The organism is Culturomica massiliensis, assembly GCF_900091655.1.
Taxonomy (GTDB): Bacteria; Bacteroidota; Bacteroidia; order Bacteroidales; family Marinifilaceae; genus Culturomica; species Culturomica massiliensis.
Genome location: NZ_LT594621.1, coordinates 3,404,247 through 3,425,707 on the forward strand (window position 1 = coordinate 3,404,247; position 21,461 = coordinate 3,425,707).

The window sequence follows — 21,461 nt, forward strand, 5'->3', positions numbered from 1 at the left end:
GTTATTCGGTTTACCAACTGACTGCGGTTTGCTTACCATCAGCTGCTATGGCATAAACTTCGGTTTTGTCGTTGATAAGATTTAATTTCAATTGTCCGGAAGGAAGAAGTATCTGGTCGAGATAACGGTCTCCGTTGGTGCTGGTATTGTAAATCTCGTAAGCGACGATATTACTCCAACCTGTTAAGGTAATGGTAGAACCGTTTAGGGAGGCGGTACCTGTTTTAACGGGTTGAGGATTTTTGTATAAAGCGATGTTATCATCACGCAGGTATTCGATGGCCAGTGGCGTTTTCAGATTCATGGCTTCGATTTCCGCTTTCACCCGGTCGATCATTTCCGGCGTCACGGTCAGTTGCCGTTGCGCATAGTCGTCGATGGTTTTATCGACCGGTGTCAGAAAGCCCCAACGCTCAAAAAATTTCAATAGGTTGTATCCCGATTTTTGGCAAGCCATTTTGACGAAGTTAATTTGAGCTTCACCGTCTGTCGGTGTAATTGCGGCTTCGTCTATCCGTACCTGTTCGTACATGTCGGGATAAAATCCGCTTTTTCCTAATACCTTTGCATTGTATAATTGCAATTGCCAGAATGGGATCAATTGTACGAATACGTCGTTTCCTCCGTCACCGTCAGATGTACAGAAAGGATAATCGTGGCATAACAGGGTTCTGAAACCGGTTGCATACCGGTCGTCTTCAATCTGCCGGGACCTGTTGCCGAATGTCGTTTGTACGTGCAGGGACATGATGTTGTTTGTCACTTCCGTCATGCCGATCCATTTCATCCCGATACCGGTTTGATGTACGTGGCCTACTTCATGGGCCGGTCCCCAGATGGCCGTACTTCTGAATTTCGCAGGATTCAAAATTTCGTCGAGAGTTCCCGGTGCATAGGCTGTCCGGAAATTTGTAGCATACATATAAGTACTTTCCTCATAGTCGACGACGAAAGAAATGCGGTTTTTTTGTATCCGGTTGTATTTGTATAATCCGAGTAATTGATGTTCTAATAGTACGAGCGAATCGTAAAGTTCAACCAGACGTTGTCCTTTTTCAGGACAGGCCGAGCGGAATTTGCTTACCGGAAAACACATGTGGGTGTATTTACCCAAAACGTCAAAATGTTTGTCCTGCGCATTGTTTATCAGTGTTCTGTAATCTGTGTCGGAATGGCGGGTGGCATCGAAGAAACCGTTTACTTTACCGGTAGCGAAGTGCACGTTTACCGGTTGGGTACCGTTGTTGTGATACATCAAATATACCAATCCGCTTTTATTCATTTTCAGTTTGTTGGCTCCTTCGGTAAGCATGTAGTCGGAACTCGATCCGTATCCGTTGTTCCAGTCGATTACCCGGACGGAAAGATCGCTGCCGTGGGTGTCTCCGACCAGGACGACCAGTTCTTCACCGGATTTGACCGAGATTCCCGTCGGATTATCGAGTAAGGTAAATGTATTGGTTTTTAAATCTTCATCCTGGCTGGGATAGGGATAAGGTTTATAGCTGGCGATACGGAATTCTTTCGGGTATTCTCCGGCAAACATATATTTGGCAATGTTCCGGTAGAATTCGTTTTCCATCGTACAAATTTGTTCATAAGTAACTCCGGCTTTCAACTCCGAGCAGGAAGCGTCGGTGAAAATATCGGTAATGGAATTGTTCGGATTTTTTCGATAAAACTCCATTTCGGCACAGGATACGAATCCGTTACCGTCGCCGTCTCCCGATAATACTTGAAATTTGATAGCCCGGGGATGGATAAGCGGCTCGGTGAACGTAATGCGGCTCGGTGAACCTTTACCGTTAAAATCGAATGTCCCCTGATAAGGTTTATAGTCTGTGTCTCCTTCGGTTTTAATGTAAAGCCGGAATTCTTTTATCGGACCGTTTTTACTGCCGTCGCTGCGCGGGTAATAAATCAGGTAATCTATTTGTTCTGCGTCGGTGAAGAAATACTCCAAATCGATTGGGAAATAGTTTGGTTTTGAGTTGTCATAAGCCGAATGGTAGAGGGTTGATGTGTTGCCGTCGAAGCTTCGTTCTATTTCTTCTCCGGGTTGGAAGCTGGAAGCTTTTCCCGCGTTGACCGTTATTTTTAGATCCGATCCGATGTCTTCCGGATCAGAGGGAGAATATACGCTGTCTAAAGCGGATTGTGTCACAGTGATAACCGCATTCTGGTTTTTTTCTCCATTGAGGGTTATAATGGCCTCCCGGGGTGTCAGGGCTGTATAGGCCGTAACGTGGAAAGCCAAACGGATGTTTCCGTTTGTAAGAGTATCCCGGCGTTCGATGGAAGTCAGCCATTCTTCTTCCTCGTTATCTTCGAATGTGATCTCTGTGGTGAAAGGTACATTGGCCGTTACGGGTATGTAAAGTGTCGACGTATCTTCCGAAACGCGGTAGGAAGTTTGTTCCGGGATTAAGGCCGGAGTCTGTCCCAATTGGATAATCCGTAATGTTTTTTGAAAGGTTCCGGCATGTATGATCAGTTGGTCTGTGTTCGGATCACTGTTTTTATTCGTTTCGGTTGTGATATAAATGTTGTTTTGTTTGGCATTCCAGGTTGCGGTAAACCATTCGGCCGTATATTCCAGTTCTATATCCTGATTGGTAGATACCGGAATAACGGTGTTACCTCCTCCGGTATTGAATCTGACCGTATCGGAGGTCCATTTTATTTCGAAATAAGGTTCTTTGTCTACTTTATCGTCTTTACAGGCAAATAGAGCGAGTGCGAAAATGATGAATAGAAATTGCTTCATAAGGCAAAAGGATAAATAAAAATTACAGGTTGTGTGTATCGAATTAAAAATATAATTCAAATTTTTAATTTGTTTAGATGCAGCCAATGGATTTTGATTTTAAAAAGAACAGGAGTGTCGGGAAAATTTCCCCGGTACACCCCTGTTCCTGTATTTAAATTTTAAACCGAATAGAAATTACAGTGCAGTTGTTTCCCCGGTTTCCGGATCGTAAATATCGGCTCCCAATATGGTCGCTTTAATTTCCGATATGGCAAAAAAGGCTCTTCCGGTATGGACAAGCCACAAGTACCGGAAAGGTGTTTGCGAAATAAAGTTGGGAGAAGTGTACCATGTCGTTGCCGTCGATACCATATTACTTAAGCTTGTAATTTTTACGGCATTTTCCGATTCGGGCGAATAATCCGTATTTATGCTTCCCCAGGTAGCCCCGGTTGGATCGCTGCTTAACCAATTCGAGTAGTCGAAAGATATACTGCCGTATACGTCGAAGTTCAGGGGTACGTCACCGGCATTACGGGTGGCATAGGCGAAGTTACAACCATATACTTCTTTACCCAGGTCAATCACCAGATAATGCGGCTGTCCCGGATCGTAAAAATAACCTCCGTTTTTGTCTATGCATCCGCCGCTCCAGGAAGAATGGAAAAAGTTGTTACTGGCAACAACTCCGTCGAGCAGATTTGTCAAAGCTCCTTCGCTGGATTCCTGGGCATTGGTAAATAATTGGTCTATGGTTAAGTTTACAGCTTCTGAGTTTCCGTTTAATACGGCTATTTTCGATGCTGCATCGGATTGTGCATCTACCGTGTAAACCGTACCTGCCGTTTCTTTTTCATTGAACGTTTGCAGCGTGTAAGTTATATTTCCGTATCTTTTCAACAGGTTGTCGATAACCAACGAATCGTTATACCGACTTATCAGTTTGGCAAAATGTTCTTTTGATTCCGGATTGACGTAAGTTACCTTGACATACATTAAGTTTGTATCGGCAGGTAAGTCCCAGTAGAGCGTTACGGAGCCCGCTCCCGGAACTGCTTCTATGTTTGCGATTTCCGAGGGTGTCGGGATGGAGGTATCATCGTCCGAACAACTGTAGAAGCCGAAAACACAAGCGAGTAATGAAATTATAAACAGTTTTTTCATAATATCCTGTATTTCTGTTATTTGTTTGTTCCAACTTTTAATTAAGTCTATGACTCATTAAATTTTAGATTTTGATTCTGCTTTTGCGATAAGAGTTGTTATCAACCCGTACCGACTATTAATATCCCGGATTCTGTACGATTACACCTTCTACTTTGTCGATTTCGGTACTCGGAATCGGCATCAGGAAATGAGCCGGAATTTCAAAGTTACGCGCAAAAGATAATGTTTTTACCTGGAAGAAGCCGGCATCTGTCGATTCTGAAACATTCAGTCCTTTGGGACTTTCATTCAGGAATTGGTCGGCAATACCCCAACGGCGCAGATCCCAGAAACGTTGATTTTCCAGATATAGCTCGATGGTACGTTCACGGCGTACAATTTCACGCATACCGTCCACAGTATTGTAATTCCAACCGTTACTGTTGATTTTATCCGCAGCCCAGGATACCTCGATTTTATCCAGACCTGCCCGGTTGCGTACTTTGTCGATATAAATACGGGCGGTAGCAAGATCCGGATTGGGTTGTTCGATCAATGCCTCGGCATAGTTCAAATACAGCTCGGCCAAACGGATAACCGGCCAGGGATAACCTGTCGGAATGGCTAATGATGTATTGCTGTAAGCCGGAGATACTCCTTTTTTATTCAGATAACCACCGGGAGAATAGTTGTTGGGACGTCCCTGTATACCGCAATTGTCTTGTGAGCGATATTGAGTGATCATCTGTCCCCCTTCGGCACGGGCGATTTCATAATATCCGTTGTGGAAAGAAATCCAGGAATAGAATCGGGGTTCCCGGCTGACATTCAGGTTCATCGTTACACCGTCTACTTTGTTCGTGATATGATATTCTTTGTAACCGTAACGGTTGTTGTAATCGTAGTTTTTATCCTGGTCGATCGGGAGTCCGTTTTCGGTATAGAAATATTCGACCATCCGTAATGTGGGACATATGCCGTTAAAACTGGCTTCAGCCTCTGTATACCAGGGGGTTGATTTGTTTTGTAAATCGTAATAGCCTTCCATCCGGGTATCGGCCCATAATACTTCGTTGGAATTCTGTGCATTGATGAAATTCAGACGCAGACTGCGCTCGGTGTGATCCGTCGGTTTTTGATATACACTGGTGCTGGATGCATCTTCATACAGTATGTATCCTTCTCCTTCGGCCCAATCGATGGCTTCTTTTGCCGCTTTTGCTGCTGCTTCCCATTTCTTACCGTCGTACGTCTGGCTGATCAGATTTTCCCCTTTAGAGTTTTTCAAATTGGCGTAAAAGCCTCTCTGGTCTCCGTTAAATAAAGGAGATGCTGCATACAAACGCAGTCTGGAACGTAATGCCTTAGCCGCAACACTGGTTGCCCGTCCGTAGGCTGTACTGTAACGCAGGGGAGGCAGATCTTTGGCTGCTTCGAGGTACATGCTGTCTACCCATTCCACGCATCTGTCGTAAGTAGCACGTTCCGGCCATTCACTGGCACTGGAGGTAATGGCATAATTCCGTTCCATCAAAGTGGTCGGACCGTAACATTTCATCAGCAGATGGTGATAATAAGCAATCAAGAATTTAGCTTCGGCTTTGTAGGATTTCAGGTTTTCTGCTGTCATGCGGGGTACTCCGTCGATGTTCTCCAATAACAGGTAACATTGGCGAATGCCTAAATACAGTTTGTCCCAATAGGAAATAACCGGATTACTGGCTGTATAGTTGCCCTTCGGAAAGTTGGCAAATGTTTCGTGGTCAAAGGCTGTAATTACTTCGTCGGCCGTCATAAAGTCTAAACTTTCAACTCCGGAATTGAGTTTCGGGATGTAGGAGTAGCACGAATATAAATAACGTTCGGCTGCTTTGGAGTTCTCGAATGCATCCTCTTCGGTAGCAACTTCATCCGGCATAATGTCCAGATAATTACAGGCGCCGAAAGAGAACAGAACCGATAATATGATAATGAATTTAATAGATTTCATAGGTCAATCTCTTTATTTGTTATTAATAGTCATCTGGAAACCGACGTTGAACACCCGTTGTGTCGGATATTTCAATCCGGAACCGCCTCCCATTTCAGGATCCCAATGTTTAAATTTGGAAAATGTCAACAGGTTGTTGCCGCTGGCATAAATACGCATTGATTTGTAAGTATATCCGATTTCGACACTTTTCAGTTTAAGGAAATTACCGTTACGTAACCAATAGTTGGAGTTTACCGTATTGTTGGCGTGTTCCTGTTTACTTAAACGCGGATATTTGGCATAGATATTCTGGTTGTTTTCGCTCCAGTAATCGTCGGCAACGAATTTGAGCACGTTCCGGCTGTCTGAAGTTCCGAACGGATGGAAGCCCGACATAAAGAAAGAGGTTTTGGCAACTCCCTGGAAGAAAAATGAGAAATCGAATCCTTTGTATTGGAAAGAAGGTCCGAAACCGTAAACAATTTCCGGAATAGAGGGATTTCCCATAAATTGTTGGTCGTTACTGGTAATCTGGTTGTCATATCTTCCGTTTGCATCAGCCTGGTCGATGTATTTGATGTCACCGCCGCGTACATTTCCAGAAATCAATTGTTTCGGGCTGCGGGCAACTTCTGCATCGTCGATAAATAAACGGTCGGCAACATATCCCCGCAGACTGTTTATCGAATGTCCGACTCTGGATAAGTTCGGATATTGCTTATAGGGAGCCTCGTTGTATACTTTTACGGTATTGTGTGCGTATGTGAACGTACCTTTTAATTGCATTGAAAGACCGTTGGCAAATGCATGCTGATAGTCGATAGAAAAATCAAGACCTTCATTATTTACTTTACCCAGGTTACCGTAAATGTCCGTATTTCCTGTTCCCAAGAAGGTCGGAACGGTTTGCAGCTTCATAAAGATACCTTCCCGGTTTTCCCGGAATACATCGAGAACCAGGTTTACTTTTCCGAATAATTGGATGTCGACTCCGATATTGGTTTTATATCCTGTTTCCCAGGTGATGTCTTTGTTGCCGTAGCGGCTGTATACCGGACCGGATAATGCATAGCCTCCGTCGTAACCGGTAGCATATCCCGCACCGTATAAATTGACCTGAGATTGATACATAAAGCGCACAGGGTTACCCGCATCGTCATAGGTTTGGTCGTTACCCACTTTACCGTAGGAACCTCTTAATTTCAGGTGAGAAATTACTTTGGGGTTCCAGAAACTTTCTTCACTGATTACATAGCCCAATGCAACCGAAGGGAAGAAACCGAAACGATGGCCTTTGGCAAAATTCTCGGAACCGTTGTAACCGAAGTTGAATTCCACCAGGTAGCGGTTGTCGAACGCATAAGTAGCACGTCCCGCAATACCTTGTTTCCTTTTGGGAAGGGAGTTGATAAATGTATCGGGTGCATTGGTGTTGTATTCTTCCTGATTGTAAAGGATCATACCGGAAACATTGTGTACTCCTCCGAAAGTCCGGTCGTAGTTGACCATCCCCTGAATATACCATTTGCGATCTCCGCTGGTTCCCCAGCCGTATTCTAAGGTCGTATTCTGTTCCGTGCCGACCATTTCCAGATCATAATCATAGGTGCCGTCTGTATTTTTCCAGTAGTTTTTAATCTGGTATTGGTTATAACCGGCTCCACGGTAGGAGGTGGTCGAAGACCAGTTTTTAAAGGAAATCATAGCACTGGCTTTTAACCCTTTGGTTACAAAGTCTAACTTTTGATCAACAGCAAGGGTTGCCAATACGGTACTTTGGAAATTGTCCTTGTAGCCGCTGGTCATCATCGCCATGGGGTTACGGATACCTGAATTGTAACGTCCTCCGCTTCTACCTCCCCAGCGAATATGGTCTACCGTCGGATCATTCGGGAATGTAATCGGGAAATCTACCGGATTCGCTTCCATAACGATGCCGAAGATGTCGTTTGTATTTGCATTCGGACCGTGATAGTCGCGCAATTGAGTATTTAATTTCAATGATATTTTCGTTGTCGGAGATACGTTTACATTCAGGTTGTTTTGGAATACGTAACGCCAGATGTCGATGTTATTATCGAATGAAAAACCGTAATCTTTACAACGGTCTTTGATCATACCGGTTTCGTGATCGACTGAAACGCTCATGAAATAGTCCAGGCGTTTGCTACCGCCCCGGATGTTGAAATTGACTTTTTCATTGATTGCCAGGTCTTTGAACATTTCGTTATACCAATTGACATTGGGATAAACATAAGAATCACGTCCTTCCAGGGTACCGGCAATTTTATCATCGGAATAAAGCACCTCACCGGTATTCCGGTTTGTTACGGCTTCGTTGTACATTTGCATGTATCTGCTCCCGCTTACGAATTTCGGAATTTTGGTCGGAGTTGCAAATGAAGTTTCGACACGGAAATTAATGATCGGTTTATCCAGGTCACGACCGGATTTCGTCGTTACAATCATGACACCGTTAGCTCCTCGGGAACCGTAAAGAGCTGTTGCGGTAGCGTCTTTCAGGATAGAAAAGCTTTCGATGACTTCCGGATCGATGGCATTCAGGTCGCCGGTGGAAACTTCAACTCCGTCTACGACAATCAAAGGTGTTGTAGAGCCACCGAATGTAGAGATACCCCGGATCCAGAAATTAGCACCGTCAGCTCCCGGTTCACCGCTACGTTGTACGGCAATTACACCTGCCATACGTCCGGCAAAACTGGTAGATAAATTAGCGGAAGGAACCTTCAGTTCGGAAGGCTGGATCGTTTGTACAGAACCGACCACCGACTCTTTCTTCTGTGTACCGTAACCGACAACGACAACTTCTTCCAATGCTTCTGAATCTTCATACAAAACAATGGTCAAGAATTTTTGGCCGCCTACTTTTACTTCCTGTGTCTTCATTCCGACAAAAGAAATTTTTAAGGTAGCATCGATGGGTACATCCAATTCAAAAAGACCGTCCAGGTCTGTTGCTGCACCGAGGGTCGGATTGTCTTTAACTACGACCGAAACACCGGGGATCGACTCTCCTTTGGAGTCCTGAACGATACCCCTTACTTTCTGTGTCTGAGCATTTGCCGCTATTCCCGAAAGGAGGAAAAGCAAACAACACACACTTATTTTGCTAAGAACAGCGAAACGGTGTGAGGGCTTCGAGATTAAATTTGGTAATTTCATAATGTGACTTAAAATGTTAATTAATGAATAGCACCTAACAACTTCTTTCCAATTTCTGTTTTTGATAATGATTATATTGTTTGTGTGAATAAATTCTTTCGTTTATCCCCCCCTTTTTTTAGGGTGATTTAATTGTAATAGTTTGATAATTTGTGTTTTAGTTTGAAAATGATACCTGCTTACCAGGCATGGTATATTTGACAACAAGCCAACAGTCTGATAATCATTAATATAAACCTGGCTGGATGAAAATAAACCGAAACATAGGTTGGGAAATTTTAATATAAATTGATATAAAAAATTTGAACGGAAGTTTATGGTGTTGTATAAAAAATCCCGGTTAAAAGCAATTTTAACCGGGCAATAAAAAAGCGGAGTTGATACTCCGCTTTTCAGTGTCATTTATGACGACAATTAATAATATCCTGGATTTTGATCGTCCTTTAATAAGGGATTCAGGTCTATTGCCGTTTGGGGAATAGGCATTAACATTAACTTGTCGTCCCAGCTCATTTCAAAGTGATAATTATTGTCGATCGAATTCATGGTCATTGACATACATTTTCGGGCATACTCTTTACCATAACGCCGAATATCGAAATAACGATGTCCTTCTCCGGCCAGTTCGATCCGTCTTTCATTTCGTATAAATTCGAGCGCATCTTCTCCGGCATGAGCTACGACATGAGGCATGCCGCAACGATCGCGGATTTCATTCAATGCTGCTTCTACCTGAGCATCCCAACCGGTATTATGTACACGGGCTTCTGCAAAAATCAAAAGGATTTCAGCGTAGCGATACACCGGATAGTCACCTTCTCCGACATAGTTACTTCCCCAAATCATCGTATTTGAAGCTAACGGCATCATTTTTCTAAAAATATATCCGCCTTTTGGGTCATTATTGCTATGAGCCCATTCATACACGAAGTCTGTCCCCATATCTGTTTCATACCACCCTTTGAAAGGGAAAAGAATCGAGGCATATAAACGACTATCCCGGTTTCTGAACTCCTGATTGTACGAATAATTTTTAAATTCTCCGATTTTAGCCTCTACAAAAGCTGAAGCTGATTCGTACCCATTGCGTATGTCGAGGATGTCTTCGAAACGTGATGCTCTTTCCTGCGGAGTCAAAGGAGTCGGTTTGATTTTTCCCGTTGCATCCCAATAAGCATCGACCAGGCTTTGGATTGGTTCTACTGAAGCCCAACCGCCTTTCATTTGATCGGGACGTAATTGGGTATATCTTAAAAAATCACCGTAGTCCGGATTCCCACTCATGTACTGACGAGTCAGGATATATTCAGGATTATCCGGAGATGCATTTTCAGTATGCCATATTCCTTCATAGCTGAAAACCCCTTTTATAAAAGCATCTTTATCAATACCCATTGCTGCAAAGTCGATGTATTGTTCTAATTCTGCCGCTTCTTTTTGTTGTGCTTCTGTCAAAGAAGACACTTTAAACAGAGAAAAACCACCGTCTCTTATAATCTCATAGGCAGCAGCTTCTGCTGTCGGATAATCTTTCCAATACAGCGCAGCCCTTGCTTTTAAGGCCAAAGCTGCCCATTTGGTAATCCGTCCTTTTTCATTTAAATAACCTCCGGAATAACTTGGGGGCAGAATTTTAATAATTGAATCTAATTCTTCCATCACAAATTTCCGGACTTCTTCCTCACTATTGCGCCTGATGTTAGGTGCATCATAAGCCATTACATCGGTAATGATAGAGGCTTTCCCAAAAAACAGATTCATGCTTACGTAGGAATTTGCTCTTAAAAAGCGGGCTTCTGCTTTCATCCGTCTTTTCAAATCAGCCGGCATATCACAATTGTCTACGTTGTTGATAAACACATTGAAAGCACGGACATCCGTATAGCCATATCCCATATCATTCGATGGGTTCATCGCTGCTGTTTGAATATTCTGACCGTTACTTTCATGCCCGTGGTGATTAAAAGCATTATCGGCATAAGCATCCTGAAAGACATCGCAACCCGGCATCCAGGCATAACAAGCATTCAATCCATACCAAGCGTCTTTTTCCGTTCTCCAGAACGCATCAGGTCCGATTGCGGCGGGTGGATTTACATCCAAGTCCACACATCCTGCTATTGTTGTACTCAATAAGGCACTTAAAAGCAAGCTTTTTATATTTAATTTCATCTTATTCATAACTTCCGATTTCATTGATTAAAATGACACATTAATACCAAAGGCAAAGGTTCTCAATCCCAGTGCTCCGACTCCGCGTCCGGACGAAGCTTCCGGATCAAAGTCTTTCATACGGTGATCCGCACGTATCGTAAAAGGATTTTCCGCTGTAAAAAATATTTTTGCACTATCCAGGAAACATTTGTTCATCCAGGCTTTGGGGAAAGAATACCCCAACGTGATATTTTTGATGCGGAAATAGTCGGAATCAAACAACCAGAAATCAGAAAATAATTGATTGTAATTCTGATGCGTATTCCCTTTCAAGTATATTCTCGGATAATTCGCGTTAGGATTAGGATTGGCTTCCGTCCAACGATTCAAATGCCATTTCCGGGGACTGGCATCTTCAAAGAAAGCCCAGGCCTGCTCTTCAGAGAATTTCACTTTGGTTCCGGAAACACCTTGTCCCATGACACTCAATTCAATGTTTTTATATCTCAAATTGATATTGGCACCATAAGTAATGTCCGGTACATCACAACCGATAAATGTCCGGTCCTCTCCGCTTAATACTCCGTCTTTGTGCACATCAACGTATTTGATGTCACCGGCACGGGGTGTAATTCCGTTCGTAATATAATTGCCTTTGTCGATATCGTCCTGTGTCAACAGACCTGCTGTTTTATATCCATAATAAGTTCCAATAGGTTTACCTACTTTTTTAATCCAGGGATCTTCATATATCGGATCAGAATCACCCAAATTGGTTACCTTATTCCAGTTTTTGGAGAAATTGAATCCTACTGAATAAGAGAAATCTCCGATCGTATTTCTATGAGTAACGGCAAATTCAATACCTTTATTTTCTACTTCCCCTAAATTCTGCGACGGTTTGTAGTCCGAACTGATGCCGACTTCTACCGGTACGTTATAACCTAACAGAATGTCTTTGGTTTTTTTCAAATACCAATCAGCAACCAAGCTTAACTTACCACCGAAAATATCGAAATCAACACCGATATCCGTGATTGTTACGGTTTCCCAGGACAAGCTCCGGTTGGCCGGTTTCATTTCAATCATACCGTTTACAATTTGGTTTTCAAAATTGTAATTGTTTCCCATTCCGTATGTCGGTAAATAATCGTAATCACCTACATTATTGATATTGCCTAATTGTCCCCAGGAAGCTCTTAATTTTAAATTATCTACCCATTTTACCTGACTCATGAAATTTTCCTGACTGATTCTCCAACCGGCAGAGAACGAAGGGAAAATACCCCAACGCTCGTCTTTGTGAAAGCGGGATGAAGCATCCGCACGCAAATTCGCTTCCAACAGATATTTACCGAATAGTGAATAATTGATACGGCCGAAGTAAGACAGCATTTTGTTTTCATTTGATCCGCCTTCTGCATATGTGTTTTCGTCTGCATTCGATCCGCCGTTCATGTCTTCCATTGAATTGTTCGGAAAGCCTTTACGCCAGGAATAGCTTTTGTTCCATTTATAGTGTTCGTAAGAAACACCTGCTAATACTCCCAGGTCATGGTTGTCATTGTTCCAATTGTATTTAGCCAGACCGTTATAAAGCAAACGGCTGCTGTTTTGCCAGTCATACTCCATTTTGCTTTCGTCTTTACCGCTACCGCTGATCATTTTGCCCGTCTTGAAGTTCGGTACTTCATCCCAGGAAGCACTGTAAGACTTGTTACGGTAGTCCCAGCCTTTATACACGAACTGTGTAGTTAATACCAACCCTTTTACAGGTTTGATATCAAATCCCAGATCAATTAATGTATTTTTCCGGTGTTGTTCCTGCCATCCTCCGTCTTCCAAATTACGCAAGGGGTTTTTCTTGATATATTCCGCCGGAGCCTGTTCGCCTCCCAGCATCGATCCCCATTCTCCAGTCGATTGCTTGGCGACATAGGTGACCGGAATAGTTAAACAAGTCATCAGGGCAACACTACCCGTATTTCTTTTATATTGCTTATAAATGTATTTTACATTGGTATTTAATGTCAGCCAAGGTTTAATATCGGCACTGATATTTCCTGACAAGTTGAAACGGTCATCATGAACACCGGGAGTCAGTTTTTCATCATATACATATCCCATACCCACAAAATAACGAATATTATCACTACCGCCATTGAAATTCAACTGATGTTGCGTGGTGATTCCCATATCATTCAACACCATGTCATACCAATTGGTATTGGGATATAAATCCGGTTCTGAACCATCGTAAAATTTCTTGATCTGATCTTCTGTATATTGAGGTTTATTGTTCGGGTTGTCATTGTAAATGGCCTCGTTATATAATTCTGCATATTGACCCGAACTGACAACTTCCGGCTTATAGGTCGGAATTTTAAAACCCATATACCCGTTGTAAGTTATTTTCATTTCTCCTTTCTTGCCTCCTTTGGTTTTTACCAATACAACTCCATAAGCAGCACGCGAACCGTAGATGGCGGAAGAAGCGGCATCTTTCAAAAAAGAAATACTTTCAATAGTTGCCGGATCCAAACTGGAAAAAAATTCAGCATCGGCAATTGCTCCGTCAATAACATATAAAGGTGTCGATGATCCTAAATTACCACGTCCCCGAAAATTGATTGCGGCATCGGAACCCGGACGGGAAATAATCGTTACCCCCGGAACCGTTCCTTGTATGGCTTTCAATACGTCTGTGTTGATACGATCTTTTAATTCTTCCTGTCCTACGGCAGCAATTGATCCGGTCAGATTTACTTTTTTCTGTGTACCGTAACCGACAACCACAACTTCATCTAACTGTTGTTGATCAGCTTCCAAAGTGACATTGATTACCGCTTGTTTATTCACTACGATTTCCTTTGTTTTATATCCCACAAAGGAAAATTGTAAAACTGCACCTTTGTCAACGATTAAGGTATAATTACCGTCGATATCAGTACTGGTTCCTTCGGATGTACCCTTTATCAGAATGGTTACACCCGGTAAAGTTCCCGCATTATCGGAAACTGTTCCTGTAATGGTTACTTTTTCCTGTTGGAAAGCTTCTGTTTTTAAATTTTCAGCAGACGCTTGTGTTACAAAGGCCAAATTCATCGCGGTGATAATCCCTAAGGACAAAAAAACCGCTTTGAGAGCTTTAAATACACTGTTTTTTCTCATACATTTTAGTGTTAAATTCATAATATCAGTTAATTAACTATATTATTACATGCTTACCAGGCATGTATCCAATTTTTATATTTTTTTGCTTGCAATGTAAATTATCTTTAATTTTCACAATCGTGTTAAAATTCCTTACTTCGCATGCTTTTCACACAAAAAACGTTTGCATAACATTATTTTAATGCAAAAATCAGGGACAAATGTAAACAAATTAATATTAATACAAAATCTTTCATTAATTTTTAACTATGTTGAGATGAAAAAAAAATTCGTTTCGTTAAAAAATAGCTTTTTTATAACATTATCGACACAAATTTAACAGTACATTAACATTTGCATATGTATTTGATTATAAATATTTTAAATCTTCATAAATAGAGTTTAGCCTGGTAAGCATATCTGTATTTCTTTTTTTCCGATCAATAATCTAAAAATCTACAACTTATATTTTTTGAATATACTACTTTTTTCACGCATTGATATGTTACTGATTATCTGTTGATTGACAGACTAAATACCCTTACATGCCTGGTAAGCAGGTATCGATTTTGGGTTAATTTGCTTGTTATCAATTATATAGATAGAAAACCAAAGTTATTATTTAATAAAACAGTTCTAATCAGTCTAATTCGGTGTGGAATAGGCGGATGTGTTTACCATCTAAAAAGTAACAGTATTAATCAAACACAGTTATGTTATGAACAAATGTTTAAAAGCAAACAAATGTAGAAAAGCGGTAGTATTGCTGCTTTGCTTTTTCACAACGGTTGCGGTTTTTGCCCGGAATAACGAGCGGACGACGTTGCGAAAAACACAGCCTTCGGGTCTGACGGAGGAAGTTACTGCCCAACAGGCTCAGAAAAAAACAATCAAAGGAAAAGTGTTCGATGAAAAAGGAGAAACGATTGTCGGTGCTAACGTCTGGTTGAAGGAATCTACCGTCGGTGTTGCAACAGACATCAACGGAGAATATACTTTAACCTACGAAGGAAATTATCAGATTTTGGTGATTTCTTTTATCGGTTATAAAACACAGGAAATTGTAATCGGTAATCAGTCAACAATCGATGTGACAATGGTACCCGATTCGGAGAAACTGGAAGAGGCCGTTGTGGTTGCTTACGGTACCCAGAAGAAGGAGAGTGTGATCGGTGCGATTTCTTCGGTGGAAGTCGATAAATTGAAAGTACCGGGAAGTTCGGTGTCCAATACGCTGGCCGGTCAGTTGGCCGGTGTTGTTTCCGTACAACGTTCCGGAGAACCGGGAAAAGGTTCTAATTTTTATATCCGGGGTATCAGTACCTTTAATTCGGACAGTCAGCGGCCGTTGGTTTTGGTCGATGGAATCGAACGTGATCTTGACCTGGTAGACCCTGAAGATATTGCTACTTTTTCCATATTGAAGGATGCTACGGCAACGGCTGTGTACGGTGTGCGCGGTGCTAACGGTGTTATCCTGGTAACTACCCGGAAAGGTTCTGACGGTAAGCCCCGTATCAATGTGCGTGCAGAAGCCGGATTGACCGGTCCGAATAAAATGCCGAAGATGGTAGATGCCGTACAATGGGCTCAATTGTATAACGAAGCGATAGGGCGTAAATATTATTCAGACGAGACGATTCAGAAGTATCGGGACGGCAGTGATCCGGACCTTTATCCGAATGTAAACTGGATTGATGCTTTGTATAAAAATTTCGCTTCCAACCAACGGGTAAATGCGAATGTTTCCGGTGGTGGTAGCATCGCCCGTTATTACGTAGCCGGTTCTTATTATAACGAAGGGTCTATTTTTAAAGAAGATAAATCGAATGATTATACTTCTTCTATCAATTACAATAAAATTAACTTTAGAGCCAACCTGGATATCAATCTGACGCAAAGTACCATATTGAATGTGAATTTGGCCAACGTGTATGAGAAGAAATTCAGTCCTGGTGCCAGTTTGGACGATATTTGGGGATATGCTTTTATGACTTCTCCCAATGCTTTCCCGGTTCGTTATTCGGATGGAACATTTTCAGCTCCAGGCGGAAGTTCCGGTTACAATCCTTATAACTTATTGACACAATCCGGTTATACGGAAGAATATTGGAACTCTGCACAGTCTTTGGTCGGATTGACACAGGATTTCAGTGAAATTGTAACTCCGGGTTTGAAAGCTAATATTAAACTTTCCTGGGATGCTTATCACAATAATAAAGAGGTACGTTCCAAAGAAGTGAATCAATATTTCGCTACTGGCCGGAACGAAGACGGTACATTGAATTATCAGGAAATTTACAAAGGTTCGGAATCTTTGACGTATACCAACACGGTAGGCGGTTATAAAACGACTTATCTGGAAGCTTCTTTAACCTATGACCGGGTATTCGGAAAACACCGGGTTGGGGCGTTGTTTTTATATAATCAGAAGAAGAAAACTTATACCGCATCCGGTAATATGTTGAGTAGTTTGCCTTATAAAAATATGGGTATTGCCGGACGTTTGACCTATTCTTTCGACGATCGTTATTTTATCGAAGGAAATGTCGGATATAACGGTTCTGAAAATTTCAGTCCGGGTAAACGTTTCGGTGTATTTCCTGCATTTGCTTTGGGATGGATGGTGTCTAACGAAAAATTTTTCCAGCCGGTTACCCATATCATCGATATGTTGAAACTGAAAGGTTCTTACGGTATTGTAGGTAATGATCAGATTGGCGGAGGACGTCGTTTTATTTATGAAGCTACAATACAATATAAGGATGCTAACGGTAATAATCTGCCGGGTTATACTTGGGGATCTACCGGTAATATGGGAGGAAACGGAATTCGTATGGGAGAAGTAGCTAACCCGAATGTGGGTTGGGAGGAAGCTAAAAAACTGAATGTCGGTTTTGAGATTTCTTTCTTCAATGCTGTAAAAATCCAGGGCGATTATTTCAAAGAAGAACGTAGCGGAATCTTTATGCAGCGTTCAGCTCTTCCCGGAATTGTCGGTTTGAGTACAATGCCTTGGGTGAATGTCGGTAAGATGAATAATCAGGGTTTTGACGGTACCATTGAATACGAACAACAAATCGGTGAGGTTCAATTGACAGCCAGAGGTAACTTTACCTATGCCAGAAGTGAAATTATAGATAATGACGAACCGGATTGGAAGCACAAATACCAGAACCGGATCGGTAAGCCTTATGGACAAAGCTTTGGACTTAAAGCTTTAGGGTTGTTCCAAAGTCAGGAAGAAATCGATAATAGCCCGACACAAACTTACGGAACAGTGAGGGTTGGAGATATCAAATACCAGGATATTGATGGCGACGGTAAGATTGATGCTAACGACGAGGTGGCCATCGGTTATCCTTCCCTGCCGGAGATTAACTATGGTTTCGGTGCAACGGCTGCCTGGAAAGGTTTTGACCTGAATGTATTTTTCCAGGGAGTAAGCCATACTTCATTCTTTATCGGCGGAGATGCCATGTATGGATTTAGTTCCGGTAACCTGGGACGTGCTGCTATCAATGAAGATGTGTACAAACACCGTTGGACGGCAGAGAATCCGAATCCGAATGCCCGCTATCCGCGTATGTCGGCTGATAATAGTCCGAATAATAACCGAAACTCCACCTGGCGTATGAGAGACGGTTCTTTCCTGCGACTGAAAAATATGGAAATCGGTTATTCCATGCCGAAACGAATTTTAGATAAAACCTTTATTACGTCATTGCGGTTCTATGTGTCCGGACAGAATCTGCTTACATTCAGTAAGTTTAAACTATGGGATCCGGAGTTGTACTCTTCTAACGGAGCTAAATACCCCATATCCCGGGTATTCACCGTTGGGGTAAATATTAATTTGTAATCTTTAAATGAGGATATTATGAAATTCATGAATAAAGCGATACTGTTACTCCTGACGAGTATAGCCCTGCTTGCCGTTTCCTGTGACGATTATCTGGACAAACAGGAAGACGAAGCGATGACCTTCGACAAGATCTGGACCAAACGGGCGACAACCTTACAATATTTTTATAATGTATGGGGATTTATGCCTACGGAATCGAACTGGGTGGATGAAAATCCGTGGATCGGAGCTTCCGATGAAGCAACCTGCACCTATAACCGGGATTACCGGTATATGAATAATGGTTCATGGGGACCTTCTACAGTGCCGTATAACCGTTATATGCATTATTATCAAGCTATCCGTGAGGCTAATATTTTTATGCAGAATATCGACCGTTGTTCTGCGAAAGATGTGAATGAAACGGAAAAGAAATTATGGAAAGTGCAGGCCAGATTTGCCAGAGCTTACTACAATTGGTTGTTGATGCGTATGTATGGACCGATTATTCTGGTAAAGGACGAGTTGGTAGATTTCAACCAGTCGATGGGGGCTTTGCAGCGTCCCCGGAATACCTGGGAAGAGTGTGTGGAATATGTATGCGGTGAATTGGCTGAATGTGCAAAAGAATTACCGGCAAGTCCTACGACAAATGATGATTACGGTATGCCTACCAAAGGAGTATGTTATGCTGTGATCGGTCGATTGAAATTGTATGCTGCACGTCCGTTGTTTAATGGAAATGAGCTTTATAAAAATGTGAAGAATCCGGACGGGACGAATCTTTTTCCGGTAGCTTACGACAAAGAATTGTGGAAAGAAGCAGCCGATGCAAATTATGAGGTGATCAAATTAGGACAGTATGAACTATATGATACCGGCGATCCTGTAGAATCTTACCGGGGTGTTGGACTCGTGGAATGGAATTCTGAAATTATCTTTGCCCGTTGGGAAGGCGGTTATTACAACCGGGTACATGTCACTCCGCGTGTTGTCGGCGGTACTTCTTACGGTGGTATAGCCCCGACACAGCAGTTAGTGGATGCTTATGCCATGTCAAACGGCCGTTATCCGATTACCGGTTACAATGCCGACGGAACTCCGGTTGTTGATGCCGCTTCCGGTTATATTGAAACGGGAACTTCTGCTTTTGTAAATCCGGTACATGGTTATGACGTACCTAACGGATCTAACCGTAATATGTTCAAAAACCGGGAACCCCGTTTTTATGCAACTGTATTCTGGAGTTCCGATTGGTGGGGATATGGTACCGGGAACTGGGTGAACCCTGTATTTGGGTTTAACGGAAACTCCGGCCCGGGAGCCAGTCATGACTATCCGAAATCCGGTTATATGTGTCATCGCTTTTACGATCATACAAAGAATACCAATGCCGGATATTGGGGTAATCTGACTTTCCCGATCTATCGTTTGGCTGAAACCTATCTGAATTATGCGGAAGCCTTGAATGAATATTATGGACCTTCTCATCCCGATATTTTGACTTATATCAATAAGATTCGGAAAAGAGCGGGAGTGCCTGATCTGGAAACCGTATATCCGGATTGTAAAACCAGTCAGACTCTGATGCGTGAATTGATCAGAAAAGAGAGACGGGTAGAATTGGCATTTGAAGGACAGCGTTATTTCGATACCCGTACCTGGATGATTGCAGAAGAGACGGATGGCGGACAGATGTGGGGAATGAATACCAGTGCCGTTTGTCCGAATGTAAGCACAACACCTGAAGATTTCTGGAAAAGAACGGCTTTCGAAACCCGGATCTTTACCTCTAAACACTACCTGTATCCTTTCTCTCAACGGGAACTGGACCGCAATAAGCTGCTTACTCAAAATTATGGATGGTAAGTTTTTACAGAAACGATTAAATATAGAATTATGAAAATAAATAAGATAATTGCCGGTGTTTTGTTACTGGGTAGTCTGATCGCCTGTGAAGATAAACGGGAAGATTATATGGATCCCTATGCCACTACCTTATACATTACCAACAGCGGAGAATCGGATATCACTCTTTATAGAACGGGAGAATCTACTCTTTACCGTCTGGGTATTTATAAAGCCGGTGCTTTCAATGATACGAAAGCATCTGCAGAAGTAAATGTTATGGATGCTGCCAATTTGCAGTTGTACAATGCGGAAAACGGTACTTCTTATAAAATGTTGCCGCAAAATTGCTATTCTGTATCGGGAAGTAAGGTGAATTTCGGCTCCGGCCAAAACAACCAATATATCGATGTTACGTTTGAGACAGAAACGATCGCTCAGTTAACTGATTTAGCGACTTCGGAATATGTATTACCCATGGTACTGACATCTTCTGCGACAATTAATCCGGATAAATCGGTTGCGATGTTAAAACCGGAGATTGTAAAAGCGATGATTAGCCTGGGAAACGGAACTGTTGAGGATTTGACGGTTGCTTCCGGAGGTGAAACGATTTTTAGTACGGATGAAATCCTGGTTTCTGCCGATTTCCCGAATAAATGGGATATCAGTCTGACGATCTCCAATACGGACGATTTGGTGACTGCTTATAATGAAAGTAACGGTACCGATTATCTGGCTCTTCCTTCGGGTTCGTATACATTGGATCCTGCAAGTCCTGTCCTGAAATCGGGAGTACAAAACCTGATTTTGAAATACAACATCGACAAATCCAAATTGAAGATCGGTTCCAAATATTTATTGCCGGTACAATTGGCTGCTGTTTCTAAATTTGAGATTAATCCGGACAGAGCTATCCAGTACATTGTCATTGAATATGTCGATCCGATTATAGCTCAATCCAATTGGACGGTCAGTGATTACCGGGATTATGAAAACGGTGACGGTGACGGACCGGATGCTTTGATCGATGATAATATCGATACCTATTGGCATGCGCAATGGAGTACCGGATCGCAGCTTCCGAGCTGGATTACCATTAAATTGGTCGATTTGGCGAAGACGGCTACGATCAGTCAGATAGAACTGTATGCCCGTCAGAACAATGCTTCGGGTCCGAAGACCGTGGAAATTCTGACCAGTATGGACGGCGTGACATTCGAGCTTTTCGGAACGCTGGACTTTAAGTCGGTTATTACGGCTCAAAAAGTGGTCGGTGCGCAGCCGGTGCAGGCTCGTTATGTGAAGATGAATATTACGGAGAAAAATAACGATAGTGTGGCAATGGGTGAGATGTATGTTCGGGGAACCGTCGAGTAATTGCTAAACTAAAATAGTTCTTGGGAGCATTA

General features: G+C 42.4%; 9 protein-coding genes. 3 read left to right on the top strand and 6 right to left on the bottom strand.

Features of this window, described 5'->3' with window-relative positions; genetic code table 11:
* Positions 1–10 precede the first annotated feature (10 nt).
* The 6 genes from BN8908_RS15190 to BN8908_RS15215 form a co-directional block, all read right to left on the bottom strand.
* On the bottom strand, positions 11–2,767 hold the full coding sequence (locus BN8908_RS15190; RefSeq protein WP_021987852.1) for a M60 family metallopeptidase: 2,757 nt from the start codon (positions 2,765–2,767) through the stop codon (positions 11–13).
* Between the two features lie 177 nt (positions 2,768–2,944).
* Positions 2,945–3,913: a DUF4959 domain-containing protein gene (locus tag BN8908_RS15195; RefSeq protein WP_021987853.1), complete on the bottom strand. Its 969-nt coding sequence runs from the start codon at positions 3,911–3,913 to the stop codon at positions 2,945–2,947.
* A 118-nt stretch (positions 3,914–4,031) separates the two neighbouring features.
* On the bottom strand, positions 4,032–5,885 hold the full coding sequence (locus BN8908_RS15200; protein WP_068691485.1) for a RagB/SusD family nutrient uptake outer membrane protein: 1,854 nt from the start codon (positions 5,883–5,885) through the stop codon (positions 4,032–4,034).
* A 12-nt stretch (positions 5,886–5,897) separates the two neighbouring features.
* A complete protein-coding gene (locus BN8908_RS15205; RefSeq protein ID WP_392389381.1) occupies positions 5,898–8,978 on the bottom strand; it encodes a SusC/RagA family TonB-linked outer membrane protein in 3,081 nt (1,026 codons plus the stop codon).
* Between the two features lie 486 nt (positions 8,979–9,464).
* A complete protein-coding gene (locus tag BN8908_RS15210; RefSeq protein ID WP_392389382.1) occupies positions 9,465–11,231 on the bottom strand; it encodes a RagB/SusD family nutrient uptake outer membrane protein in 1,767 nt (588 codons plus the stop codon).
* Positions 11,232–11,249: 18 nt separating this feature from the next.
* Positions 11,250–14,375 carry a SusC/RagA family TonB-linked outer membrane protein gene (locus BN8908_RS15215; RefSeq protein ID WP_235837447.1) on the bottom strand — a complete coding sequence of 1,042 codons (3,126 nt, stop codon included), beginning with the start codon at positions 14,373–14,375 and terminating at the stop codon, positions 11,250–11,252.
* Between the two features lie 700 nt (positions 14,376–15,075).
* On the opposite strand from BN8908_RS15215, the gene BN8908_RS15220 reads away from it, so the two are divergent.
* The 3 genes from BN8908_RS15220 to BN8908_RS15230 are packed head-to-tail and all read left to right on the top strand — an operon-like array spanning position 15,076 to position 21,429.
* A complete protein-coding gene (locus BN8908_RS15220) occupies positions 15,076–18,219 on the top strand; it encodes a SusC/RagA family TonB-linked outer membrane protein (RefSeq protein WP_021987859.1) in 3,144 nt (1,047 codons plus the stop codon).
* 18 nt (positions 18,220–18,237) lie between these two features.
* Complete coding sequence (locus BN8908_RS15225; RefSeq protein WP_021987860.1) at positions 18,238–20,070, top strand: RagB/SusD family nutrient uptake outer membrane protein; 1,833 nt, start codon at positions 18,238–18,240, stop codon at positions 20,068–20,070.
* A 30-nt stretch (positions 20,071–20,100) separates the two neighbouring features.
* Positions 20,101–21,429, top strand: coding sequence for a BT_3987 domain-containing protein (locus BN8908_RS15230; protein WP_068691487.1), 1,329 nt, complete (start codon positions 20,101–20,103; stop codon positions 21,427–21,429).
* Positions 21,430–21,461 lie beyond the last annotated feature (32 nt).